The 12,418-nt window shown below is 36.1% G+C and carries 11 protein-coding genes; all 11 read left to right on the forward strand.

All coding sequences use genetic code 11. The features are described 5' to 3' along the window. Nucleotide 1 precedes the first annotated feature (1 nt). The 11 genes from purE to GF867_RS12555 all read left to right on the forward strand — a co-directional run bounded on the left by purE (nt 2) and on the right by GF867_RS12555 (nt 12,213). Nucleotides 2-496 (forward strand): 5-(carboxyamino)imidazole ribonucleotide mutase, encoded by a 495-nt coding sequence (gene purE, locus GF867_RS12505; protein WP_153833427.1) that lies wholly within the window; start codon nt 2-4, stop codon nt 494-496. Further along, nucleotides 489-1,613 carry a 5-(carboxyamino)imidazole ribonucleotide synthase gene (gene purK, locus GF867_RS12510; RefSeq protein ID WP_153833428.1) on the forward strand — a complete coding sequence of 375 codons (1,125 nt, stop codon included), beginning with the start codon at nt 489-491 and terminating at the stop codon, nt 1,611-1,613. The genes purE and purK overlap by 8 nt, the downstream gene beginning before the upstream one ends. A gap of 11 nt (nt 1,614-1,624) precedes the next feature. Further along, a complete protein-coding gene (locus tag GF867_RS12515; protein ID WP_153833429.1) occupies nt 1,625-2,305 on the forward strand; it encodes a phosphoribosylaminoimidazolesuccinocarboxamide synthase in 681 nt (226 codons plus the stop codon). A gap of 22 nt (nt 2,306-2,327) precedes the next feature. After that, complete coding sequence (locus tag GF867_RS12520) at nt 2,328-5,861, forward strand: phosphoribosylformylglycinamidine synthase (protein WP_153833430.1); 3,534 nt, start codon at nt 2,328-2,330, stop codon at nt 5,859-5,861. 147 nt (nt 5,862-6,008) lie between these two features. After that, nucleotides 6,009-6,476, forward strand: coding sequence for a cupin domain-containing protein (locus tag GF867_RS12525; RefSeq protein ID WP_153833431.1), 468 nt, complete (start codon nt 6,009-6,011; stop codon nt 6,474-6,476). 168 nt (nt 6,477-6,644) lie between these two features. Then, nucleotides 6,645-6,950, forward strand: a complete 306-nt coding sequence (locus GF867_RS12530; protein ID WP_343030439.1) for a UPF0223 family protein — start codon at nt 6,645-6,647, stop codon at nt 6,948-6,950. A gap of 9 nt (nt 6,951-6,959) precedes the next feature. Next, nucleotides 6,960-7,769, forward strand: coding sequence for an inositol monophosphatase family protein (locus tag GF867_RS12535; protein ID WP_153833432.1), 810 nt, complete (start codon nt 6,960-6,962; stop codon nt 7,767-7,769). Beyond that, nucleotides 7,756-9,585, forward strand: coding sequence for a translational GTPase TypA (gene typA, locus GF867_RS12540; RefSeq protein WP_153833433.1), 1,830 nt, complete (start codon nt 7,756-7,758; stop codon nt 9,583-9,585). The genes GF867_RS12535 and typA overlap by 14 nt, the downstream gene beginning before the upstream one ends. 67 nt (nt 9,586-9,652) lie before the next feature. Continuing rightward, entirely contained in the window at nt 9,653-10,543 is an 891-nt protein-coding gene (locus GF867_RS12545) for a DMT family transporter (RefSeq protein WP_153833434.1), read from the forward strand. Nucleotides 10,544-11,038: 495 nt separating this feature from the next. Further along, nucleotides 11,039-11,419, forward strand: a complete 381-nt coding sequence (locus GF867_RS12550) for a CehA/McbA family metallohydrolase domain-containing protein (RefSeq protein WP_153833435.1) — start codon at nt 11,039-11,041, stop codon at nt 11,417-11,419. A gap of 191 nt (nt 11,420-11,610) precedes the next feature. Next, nucleotides 11,611-12,213, forward strand: a complete 603-nt coding sequence (locus GF867_RS12555) for a superoxide dismutase (RefSeq protein WP_153833436.1) — start codon at nt 11,611-11,613, stop codon at nt 12,211-12,213. Nucleotides 12,214-12,418: the final 205 nt, after the last annotated feature.

Below are 12,418 nucleotides of genomic sequence, written 5' to 3' on the forward strand. Positions count from 1 at the left end.
AATGAGAAACAGTGAAGTAATCATCGTTATGGGGAGTATTTCAGATTGGGATCAAATGAAGGGCGCTAGTGACCTACTTAGTGAATTAAATATCCCTCACGTACGACGAGTGATTTCAGCACATCGTATGCCAACTGAGATGTTAACATTTGCTGATACTGCCAAGAATGAAGGCTATAAAGTTATTATTGCAGGTGCAGGTGGCGCTGCACATTTGCCTGGAATGATTGCTGCAAGTACAACACTTCCAGTAATAGGCGTTCCGATTAAATCTAGTGCATTAAGTGGAATGGACTCATTACTTTCAATTGTACAGATGCCAGCAGGAGTTCCGGTTGCGACGATGGCTATCGGTCCAGCTGGAGCTAAGAATGCTGCTTTAATGGCCGCAAGAATATTGGCTGTCAATGATACGCAAGTAAATGACGCGCTAATCGCTTTTCAACAGAAACAACATGATTTAGCCGTAGAGAGTAGTGAAAGATTATATGACTAGATTATTATTACCAGGTGCAACGATAGGCATAATTGGAGCAGGTCAATTAGGGAAAATGTTAGCTCAATCAGCTCAGAAAATGGGCTATCGTGTGGCAATGTATGACCCTAATCCGACATCGTGTGGATTTGCTGTGGCGAACGATTATACAATCGCATCATTTTCTGACGAAGAACAATTATTGCAGTTCGTACAAAGTGTTGATGTTGTTACTTACGAATTTGAAAATATTGATGCAATTTTATTAAAGAAAGTTGCTAATTTAGGTTATTTACCGCAAGGGACAGATTTGTTGCTTTCATCGCAAAATCGTTTAGATGAAAAACAATGGTTAGCGAGTATTGGTGTCGAGACTGTGGCTTTTAAAGAAATTATTGACTGGGAGTCATTAAATAATGCAGAGAATGGCTTGTTAAAAACTAGTCGTTTCGGCTATGACGGAAAAGGGCAGTACTTAATTGAGAAGAAAGAAGATCTAGAACTCAATGAGCAAGCGATAAAGGCAATCCTAACAGAACAAAATTTAATTTTCGAAGCTATTTGTCGTTTTGAGTATGAAGCATCCGTTATTGTGGCTAGGGATATACTAGGAAACATTCAAGTTTTTCCTCCGAGTATTAATCAACATATACATGGCGTATTGTTTAGTTCTTCGGTAGGAGAAGAACTTTCACCTGAAGTTGAACAGGAAATGACTAAAATTGCTACTAAAATAGCTGAAGCTGGAAATTTAGTCGGTGTTTGTGGCGTAGAATTTTTCGTCACAAAAGGCCAACAAGTGTTAGTTAATGAAATAGCACCTCGACCTCATAACTCAGGACACTATACGATTGAAGCTTGCAATATCTCTCAATTTGATCAACATATTCTAGCTATTACAGGACGACCACTTGTTCCAATTAAGTTAAATGATTCAGCTTTAATGATTAATATACTGGGTCAACACATGGGTCAGCTAGAAGAAACAATTCAACAATATCCAGAAGCAATGTTGCACGTTTATGGAAAAGACGAAGCCAAGGATCAAAGAAAAATGGGTCATTTTACAGTGCTAGTAGAAGATGCGCATGCATTATTAGAGAGTCAATTTCTCCAAAGTTGGCGCCAGACATTTTAAAGGAGACATACATGAAGCTAATTTATCAAGGAAAAACAAAAGATATTTATCAAGTAGATGATTTACTTTGCTTAAAATTCAAAGACGATGTGACAGGTACCGATGGAAAGTTTGATCCCGGTGCTAATTCAGTTGGTTTATCGATTGAAGGAATCGGAGCATTAAACTTAATCATGTCAAGCTACTTCTTTGAAAAATTAAACGATTTAAATTTACATACTCATTTCGTGAGCGCCAATTTAGATGAACATACAATGACTGTAAAACCAATGAAAGTTTTTGGTAAAGGACTTGAAGTCATCACTCGTTATAAGGCGACGGGTTCATTTATGAGACGTTACGGTGCTTATGCGACTGAAGGACAAGATTTGAATGGTTACGTTGAAGTAACCTTGAAGGATGACGAACGCCAAGATCCTTTGATTACATCGGCTGGGTTAGCAGCTTTAAACATCATGAGTCTGGAGCAATATCAGACACTCGAACAGTTGAATTTAAAAATTGCTGAATTAATTCGACAAGATTTATTAACTAAAGGTTTGACCTTATATGATGTGAAATTAGAGTTTGGTTATCATCCAGATGAACCATCACAAATTGTATTGATTGATGAAATCTCAGGCGGTAATATGCGTGTTTACAAAGAAAATCAACTATTATCACCCACTGAATTAGCAGCTTTTTACCATTAGGATTAAGATTGAGAGGGAACAAATGAGTAAATTTATAATTACCCCAACTAACGATTCAAGTTTTTTATTAAAAGAAGCAAAACAATTTTTAGGCTTAAATAATCTTGAAACAGTTAAACAATATGAAGTGTTTGAGAGCGATGAGCAATCAGATTTAAGCAAAATACTACCATTATTACCAGGTTCATTTTTAACAGAAAACCTAGACGAATTAGAACTTGCTACGTCGTTTAGATACCGTCAAGTATTAGGACAATACGATGAAGTTGAAGAAATGACCAATCGTATTCTTAATAATTTACGCGAACAAGAAGTGACGCTTCATCATTCTCGTATTATTGATTTGCCAGGATTAAACGAAAAAGAAGTGGCAACTTTTAAGGCATACTTTATCAATGAAACGGAAAGTGAGTTAGTACCATTTACTGCTTTAGATTTTGATATGGGAATTTCATCTAATGCTGATTTAGAAAAGGTAGAAGGCTTTACTCATTTTGATGAAGCAGAACTTGTTTCATTTATCCAAGACTATTCTATGGACTTATCGGATATTAAAGTAGTACAAGACTACTTCAAAACTGAAGGTACTGAACCCACAATTTTCCAACTTAAGGTGATTGATACTTATTGGTCAGATCATTGTCGTCATACAACATTCATGACAGAATTAACAGACATTCAAGTAACGGATGGACAATATCGAGATGCAATTGAACAAACAATTCGTGAATACAATGAAGTGCGTTCGATTGTTTTTGCCGATCGAGTTGAACCTAAGCAAGTAACATTGATGGATTTAGCGACAATTAATGCACGTGACGCTAAACGTTTAGGTTTATTAGAAAACTTAGACGAATCAGATGAAGTGAATGCATGTTGTGTTCGTATCGAAGTAGATGTAGAAGGCGAAACAGAAGATTATCTACTATACTTTAAGAATGAAACACATAACCACCCAACAGAAATTGAACCTTTCGGCGGAGCAGCGACTTGTATTGGTGGTGGGATTCGTGACCCTCTATCAGGACGTAGCTATGTTCATCAAGCAATGCGTATTACAGCAGCTAAAAACCCTACAATAGCTTATGATGAAACACTAGCGGGTAAATTACCTCAACGTGTCATTTCTCAAAAAGCTGCGCAAGGTTATTCTGACTATGGTAACCAAATTGGTCAAACAGCTGGATATGTAAAAGAATATTATCATGATGGTTTTGAAGCGAAACGTATGGAATTAGGTGCATTAGTAGCTGCAGCTCCCGTCGATAATGTGGTTCGAATCAAACCGGAAGCGTCTGATGTAGTGATTTTATTAGGTGGTCGCACTGGTCGTGATGGTTTGGGTGCAGCTGTAGGTTCTTCAATGGTTCAAACTGAAAAGTCATTAGAATTACAAGGTGCTGAAGTTCAAAAGGGAAATCCAGCCATTGAACGTAAAATCATTCGACTATTCCGTCAACCAGAAGCAACACGATTAATAAAAAAATGTAACGACTTTGGTGCAGGGGGAGTAGCAGTTGCAATCGGCGAATTAGCTGACGGCTTAACAATCGAATTAGATAAAGTCCCAACTAAATACCCAGGTATGAATCCTTGTGAAATTGCAATCTCAGAATCACAAGAAAGAATGGCTGTCGTAGTAGCGGCAAAAGATATTGACCAATTTATTGCTCTTGCAGAAGCTGAAGATATAGAAGCGAGCGTTGTTGCGACAATTACTGACTCTCCTTATATGGTGATGAATTATCAAGGCGAAGAAGTATTACGTTTGAAACGTACATTCCTTGATGAAAATGGTGGTGCCAAAACTGCTCAAGCACAAATAGAATCACAAGCAATTGGTGACTTCTTTAAAGAAAATCGTGATATTCTTAAGCAACTTTCTGATGTGAATAATGCGAGTCAAGCAGCGTTAGCGCAAAACTTTGATTTTACGATTGGTAAAGGAACTGTATTAGCACCTTTAGGTGGAGAGTATCAACTAACACCTCAAGAAGGTATGGTGGCTAAAATTCCTGTTTTAGGTAAAGATACTCACACTGCATCCGTAATGTCTGTTTCTTTCAAACCTGAATTAGCTGACCTTTCACCTTATCATGGTGCATACTATGCAGTCCTTAATTCAATTGCAAAAGCAGTAGCTTTAGGAGTACCTTATCAAGAAATCCGTCTAACATTCCAGGAATTCTTTGAACGTATGGTAAGTCCTGAAAGTTGGGGTAAACCAACGGGTGCTTTATTAGGTGCCTTTAAAGTAATGAAGCAATTAGGATTAGCGGCAATTGGTGGTAAAGATAGTATGAGTGGAACATTCGAAGAATTAACAGTTCCGCCATCATTAATTAGTTTTGCAGTAGCGCCTACAGACGCACGATTAGTGGTATCGCGTGAGCTGAAAGCTAAAAATTCAAAACTATGGTTACTAAGTCCCGAAAGAAATGCTCAAGATGAAATCGAAACAGAAGCATTAACGAGTTTGTTTGACCAGATTCAAGCCATGTTAGTTAACAAAGAAATTCGTTCAATTTCAACATTAGATGATAAAACTCTAGAGGTTAATCTCGTTGAAATGGCTTTAGGTAATGGTATTGGCTTCGAAATTAAACCAGAATTTGTCAATACAAAAGTTGCTTTAGGTTACATTATTGAAGTAGCTAGCGATTTACCAATGCCAGCCAATGCCAAATTAATTGGTGAAACAAATGAAACGAATGAAGTAAAATTAGATCAAACTTACTCACTTGCTGAATTAGCAACGGCTTATAATGCTCCTCTAGCTGAAGTATTTACCCAAGTAGAACTTGTAAAACGTGCAGAGAAAACAGAAGCGTTGGAAATCCCAGAATTATCAAGTGATGCGAAAGTGTTAATTCCAGTCATTACCGGAGTTAACGGTGAATATGATTTATATGAAGCTTTTAAACGCTATACTAAAAACGTTGAATTCTTTGTGATTAAAGAAGAGTTGGGTTACGCTGCTTCAATTGCTGAATTAAAAACTAGATTATCAGATTACGATGTATTAGCGTTCCCAGATGGATCAATTTTATCGAATCGTCTTCACTATGGACAAGCAATTGAATTGTTAATTGCAGATTTAAAAGATGAGTTAGAATCATTTATTCAAACTAAACATATTCTGGCTATTGGTGCATCGTTTGCTGGTTTCGTCAGAAGTGGATTAATTGAATTTGGTGAAGTTAAGCCAGGTACGCAAATTGACTTCAAAGCCAATCCATATGAGAAATTTATCTCAACAGTGGTTGATGTTAATGTGATTAAAGATAGTGCGTATGCTGCTCAAGGCGCTTACTCAACTTCACTTGCAGGATATAGCTTGATTATCGATTTAGATGAGAAGAAATTTGAACAACAAATTTTATCTAAATATACACACTTCTTTGAAGGTGAATTAGGAATTGATGCGATGACAGATCCTACCGGACATATACTAGGGCTTAATGCGAACTTTGAACGTTTTAACCGCGATGGATTCAATAACTTAAAGGTGAATGAAGCACCATTTATTGCAAATCTATTAAAATTAGTTGATTAAACTTTAGTTAAGACCTTCAGCCAAGTATTATACTTAGCTGAAGGTTTTAAATTTGATCAAACATTTACAGACAAAATATAAGTATTACAATTAGCCTCATAATCGTTAAAATGATAAACTGGATAAAATAGATAGGAGGAAAATGCTTTGCAAACAGTAGAATATTGGATTGAGCAATTACAATTAGAAGGTCATCAAGAGGGCGGTTATTTTAAGCAAATCTTAAAATCACACTCAAGTCACGATGGACGCGCGTTGTATACAAGTATTTATTTTCTGTTAACGTCCTCAAATCCTTCGCACTTTCATCGATTAACCGCAGATGAAGTTTGGTATTTCCATGAAGGATCCCCTTTAACGATTCATATGATTTATCCTGACGGACGTTATGAAACAATTGAGCTAGGGAAAGATATTGAAGCGGGCCAGCAATTGCAAGCAGTTGTACCTAAAAATGTTATTTTTGGTTCGACAGTTGAAGAGAATTATGCCTTGGTAAGTTGTATGGTTTCACCTGGTTTTGAATACGAAGATTTTGAGTTATTCAACCAAGATGAATTATTAATAGATTATCCAGAACATCGTGAAATAATTGAGCGTTTAACAATAGATTAGAGACTTTTGCGTATTTTATTTGTGATTTTAGGGATCCAATAAAAGAAAAAGATTAAATTTTTATGAGGTAAGCGTTTTATCGGAAAGAATTCTTTTTCATTCAGCTTCAAATGCGTTATAGTATAAGTTGGAATAAGATTGATGGCTAATAAGATGGAGGGAAACTGAGTGAATGAATATGCTTACCCGTTAGATCCGGATTGGTCTACTGAAGAAATGGTAAAAGTAATTGATTTCTTAGCTGCAGTTGAATCTGCTTATGAAGCTGGAATTGACGTAATGGATTTCCAAGCGAAATATCGCGTGTTTAAAGAAGTTGTGACAAGTATTAGTGGTGAAAAGCAAATTGATAAAGCATTTCAAGCTGCTTCGAATTACTCGATTTATCAGACCGTAAAACGAATGCGTGAGCTGTTAAAAGAAGGAGATGTGAGTCAAGCAACGACTAAAACACGTAAAATTAAAGTATCTTAGGAGGATTTTATGTTTGATTATCAGATGCATAGTCGCATATTAGTCTGGATGGAGACTGCTGCAGAAGAATTGAGAAGGTCTCACCAGCGAGATTTGAAGATTGAAGAAAAGAAAAATGCAGCTGACTTAGTTACTGAGATGGATAAAGCAACAGAAACATTTTTTGTTCAGAAGATTCGTGAACATTATCCAGAACACCAAATTATTGGTGAAGAAGGAATAAACGATGCCCCTGTAACAGATGTGTCGGGTACTGTATGGGTAATTGATCCAATTGATGGAACATTAAATTTTGTCAAACAAAAGAAAAATTTTGGCATTATGCTAGCTATTTTTGAGGACGGCTTACCAAAAGCAGGTTATATCTATGATGTAACGAGCCATGATTTGTATTATGGTATTGTTGGTGTGGGTGTTTTTAGGAATCATCAAATTCTGGAACCTTTCAAGATTCAAACAATAAGTGAAGCGTTGATTGTTGGAAATATTGGGATGTTTGCGACTAATCGTGGCAATTCATTAGCATTATTAACTCAATCACTTGGCGCAAGAGCTTATGGCGCGGCCGCTTTAGAAATTATTTCAGTATTAAAAGGAGAAGTAGCCGTATATTATTCTTGTGGATTACAGCCATGGGATTTCGCTGCTGGTTGGGCATTGTGTGAAGCACTTGGCTTTAAAGCAACAACACCTGATAATCAAACATTAAATCTGTTAAAACGCTGTCCAGTGGTATTTGGAAATCCATTGGTGCATGCGGAAGCATTGCAATTACTTAAAGAAACAAAAGAAATAGGGGAAATTAATGAAAACTCGTAATGATATTCGTAATATCGCAATTATTGCTCACGTTGACCACGGTAAAACATCTCTAGTAAATGAACTACTAGAACAATCTAGCACATTAGATGCTCGTACTGACATAGGCGATCGTGCAATGGATAGTAATGATATTGAAAGAGAACGTGGAATTACTATTTTGGCTAAAAACACTGCCGTAGATTATAAAGGCACACGTGTAAACATTCTAGACACACCAGGACACGCGGACTTCGGTGGAGAAGTTGAACGTATCTTGAAAATGGTTGATGGAGTAATCTTAGTAGTTGATGCTTATGAAGGAACAATGCCACAAACGCGTTTCGTTTTGAAAAAAGCACTTGAACAGGGTTTAACACCAGTTGTAGTTGTAAACAAAATTGATAAGCCTTCTGCTCGTCCTGAAGAAGTTGTTGACGAAGTATTAGAGTTATTAATTGAATTAGGTGCAGATGATGACCAATTGGAATTCCCGGTTGTTTATGCTTCGGCTTTAAACGGTACCTCAAGCGTATCCTCTGATCCGGCTGACCAAGAAAATTCAATGGATCCAATTTTTGATGCTGTATTGGAACATATTCCAGCACCTGTAGATAATAGTGACGAACCTTTACAATTTCAAGTTTCATTATTAGACTATAGTGAATATGTAGGACGTATCGGTATTGGTCGTGTATTCCGTGGTAAAATTAAAGTTGGAGATAGCGTATCATTAATAAAAATTGATGGTTCGACTAAAAACTTCCGTGTAACGAAAATTTTAGGTTTCTTTGGTTTAGATCGTGTAGAAATTACTGAAGCAACTGCTGGTGATTTAATTGCATTATCAGGTATGGATGATATCTTCGTTGGTGAAACAGTTACTTCTACTGATACACAAGAAGCTTTACCAATTTTACATATTGATGAACCAACCATTGAGATGACATTTTTAACTAACAACTCGCCATTTGCAGGTCGTGAAGGTAAATATGTAACTTCCCGTAATTTAAGTGATCGTTTAATGCAACAATTACAAACGGATGTGTCATTAAAAGTTACACCAACTGATTCTCCAGATGCATTTGTTGTAGCTGGACGTGGAGAATTACATTTATCAATTTTAATTGAAAACATGCGTCGTGAAGGTTATGAATTCCAAGTTTCACGTCCAAAAGTAATTATTCGTGAGATTGATGGTGTTCAATCTGAACCATTTGAACGTGTACAAATCGATACCCCAGAAGAATATATGGGATCAATTATTGAAGCTTTAGGTCAAAGAAAAGCAGAAATGGCTGACATGATTAACACAGGTAATGGTCAAATTCGTATGGTATTCTCTGTACCAGCTCGTGGTTTAATTGGCTTCTCAACTGAATTTATGTCAATGACTCGTGGTTATGGTATTATTAACCATACATTTGATGAATATCGTCCAATGATCAATGCAAGTATTGGTCGCCGTCGTAATGGTACATTAGTATCAATCGATAACGGTCAAGCGACAACCTACAGTATCATGAACTTAGAAGACCGTGGAACAATCTTTATTGAACCAGGTGCGGAAGTTTATGCGGGTATGATAGTTGGTGAACATAATCGTGAGAATGACTTAACAGTAAATATTACGAAAGCAAAACAATTAACGAATGTTCGTTCTGCTAATAAAGACCAAACATCTGTAATTAAACGCCCACGTAAATTAACTTTAGAAGAATCAATTCAGTTTATGGATGAAGATGAGTACTGTGAAGTAACGCCAGAAAGCATTCGCTTACGTAAACAAATTTTAGATAAGAGTGCTCGTGAAAAAGCAACTAAGAAAAAAGATTAATCATAATATTTAAACAACCTTTGGGAGAAACGTTCTTCCAAAGGTTATTTTTAAATTGGAGGTTTATATGAAAAGATATTTGGGAACAATGCTATTATTAATTGTAGCCATTATATGGGGAACCGGTTTTGTGGCTAGTGCCTTGGCGCTCGATAATTACACACCATTTCAAATACTCGCACTAAGATTCAGCCTAGCGTTTGTCATTTTATTAGGGATGAATTTAAATAAACTATCGCAATTAACTTGGCAAAAAATGCGTAAAGGCGGTTGGATGGGTGTGACTTTATTCCTAGCTTTTGCCTTTCAAACAATCGGTTTACAATATACAACAACTTCAAAGAGTGCTTTTCTAACCGCTACAAATATTGTGATCATTCCATTTCTAACATGGTTTGTCTTAAAAAGACCTTTATCTTGGAATGCGATAATTGGAGCGAGTATTACTCTAGGCGGTATTGGTTTATTATCTTTAGATGGGGCTGTATCAGGCTTGAATTTCGGTGATGTATTAACATTAATCTGTGCTGTGTTGTTTGCTTTGCAAATATTCCTAACGGAGTATTATGCCGAAGAATTAGCGACATGGGAAATAATGTTGTTGCAAATGGGTACTGCAGCGCTACTTTCTTGGGCAATGGTTCTATTTGAAGGAGAAGCACAGCTCAACTTAAGTATTTCTGCAATATCACCGATTATGTATTTAGGCTTTTTCAGCACGTTAGTTGCCTTTGGTTTACAAACCTATGCACAGAAATTTACAACAAGTAATCAAGCTTCTGTAATACTATCTACAGAGGCATTTTTCGGAATGGTTGCGGCAGTCATTATATTAAAAGAGGCGCTCACGATTAATCTATTAATAGGTGCTGCTTTAATATTCTGCGGTATTCTAATGGTAGAATTAAATCCATCTAAGTTGTTCAATAATATGAAAAAACTTGAAAAAGAACTATAATCAAAATACAGATCAATAATGAAGCCCCAGAAGTGAGTTTTTTACTCGAACTTTTGGGGCTTGTGTTTGTTGTAATATAAAGGTTTATAAGATTTATGTTGATTTATCAAGCTTTGTACTACGCTTAGCTTATTGTTTTCCAAAGCGGAGGTCGCTTTCAAAGCCTCACTGACGTTCGTACTTTTCCGGCTCAATCGGCTAGGCTCTGTCTACTTCGCTTTGCTCATAGTCAGAGCAAGCTACGCCGATTGCCCTTTATACCGCTATAGAAAACAAGTCACTGAGCTACGTTAAGTATTCCAGCAAAAGTAAAGCGATATAATCAAGTTGAAACTACTAATCGAAATTTAAAGTCCTTAGACTCGTCCGAGATTTTCTTATGTATGCCTCGTTAAAGCGAAAATCAGTATATACTCAGAAAACATTGGGAATTCATTTATTAAGGGTTCATTAATGAATTATCTGATGATGAGATTCATGGAATGATGCAAAAGGGTGTTTTTTTGGGGATCTAATGGTCCAGAAATTCAATTTGATATAAATGGTAAAGGGATGGGAGAAACTCTAGAAATTGAAGAAGAAACGGCTTATGTTACGCTAAACTTAAATGTTTTTAATCCTTTAGGCGGTCTTGAGAGCATCGCGTTCTATAAGGGGAAAATAAATTCAGACAAACGTTTCAAAAAAATTAAGGAAGTATTCTTTATTGGAGATCAAGATAAATTTAATTATCAATTGAATAGTTTGATATCTGTAGAAAAAAATGAAATATATCGAGTAGAGGTTATTGCAAAAGTTGGAGCAGTTACAGTAATTCCCGAATCAGATTCATATGATAGAGGTTTTGCTTATAGTAATCCAATTTGGATTGGTTAAACTAGAAGTTTTATTATTTACTATCAAACGAATTTTACGTTCATTTTCAATAAGAAACCATCTACCAAAAAATTAATAACCGACTTCATTTGAAATTGGAAGTGAAACGTATTAAAAATGAGCAGTTTTTTTGAATTATTTCGAATTAATGTTATAATTGGATTGTATTAAAAATTAGGAGGAATTTAATTATGGCTTTTGAATTACCAAAATTACCTTATGCTTATGATGCTTTAGAACCAGCAATCGATGCACAAACTATGGAAATCCACCATACAAAACACCACAACACTTATGTGACAAACTTAAATAATGCAGTAGAAGGAACAGAATTCGCTGAAAAATCAATCGAAGATTTAGTTGCGAACTTAAATGAAGTTCCAGAAGAAAAACGTACAGCAGTTCGTAACAATGGTGGGGGACACTTAAACCACACATTATTCTGGGAACAACTACAAGCTCCTTCAGATGCAAATGAAGTTCCAGCAGAATTTGCTGCTAAATTAGAAGCAGCTTTTGGTTCAGTTGATGCATTTAAAGAACAATTTGCAGCAGCAGCAGCTGGTCGATTTGGTTCAGGTTGGGCATGGTTAGTGTTAGATAATGGAGATCTTAAAGTAACTTCAACACCTAACCAAGATAACCCTGTTACAGATGGGCAAACACCATTATTAGGTTTAGATGTTTGGGAACATGCATACTACTTAAACTATCAAAACCGTCGTCCAGATTACATTGCAGCATTCTGGTCAGTAGTGAACTGGGATGTTGTTGTAGAGCGTGCAAACGCATAATTTTAGCAAAAAGCGGAAATCGTTAATGATTTTCGCTTTTTTGTTTTATAAGAGTTTATAAGTTTTATGTTATTTTACCGGTTCTATAATTTTTAGTGTTGGTGAGAAATCATCAGCACTATTTTTGTATACACAAAAAGCCAGTGATTTCCGTTATGATGTAAGTACGACCAAACACATAAGAAAGGAAATCGACATGGCTTAC

The sequence above is a fragment of the Fundicoccus ignavus genome, from assembly GCF_009659375.1.
Lineage (GTDB): Bacteria > Bacillota > Bacilli > Lactobacillales > Aerococcaceae > Fundicoccus > Fundicoccus ignavus.

Bases quoted from the DNA above. Each gene is read 5' to 3' on its own strand.
- GF867_RS12545 (WP_153833434.1), top strand. From the start codon at position 9,653: ATGAAAAGATATTTGGGAACAATGCTATTATTAATTGTAGCCATTATA.
- GF867_RS12520 (WP_153833430.1), top strand. From the start codon at position 2,328: ATGAGTAAATTTATAATTACCCCAACTAACGATTCAAGTTTTTTATTA.
- purE (WP_153833427.1), top strand. From the start codon at position 2: ATGAGAAACAGTGAAGTAATCATCGTTATGGGGAGTATTTCAGATTGG.
- GF867_RS12515 (WP_153833429.1), top strand. From the start codon at position 1,625: ATGAAGCTAATTTATCAAGGAAAAACAAAAGATATTTATCAAGTAGAT.
- purK (WP_153833428.1), top strand. From the start codon at position 489: ATGACTAGATTATTATTACCAGGTGCAACGATAGGCATAATTGGAGCA.
- typA (WP_153833433.1), top strand. From the start codon at position 7,756: ATGAAAACTCGTAATGATATTCGTAATATCGCAATTATTGCTCACGTT.
- GF867_RS12555 (WP_153833436.1), top strand. From the start codon at position 11,611: ATGGCTTTTGAATTACCAAAATTACCTTATGCTTATGATGCTTTAGAA.
- GF867_RS12535 (WP_153833432.1), top strand. From the start codon at position 6,960: ATGTTTGATTATCAGATGCATAGTCGCATATTAGTCTGGATGGAGACT.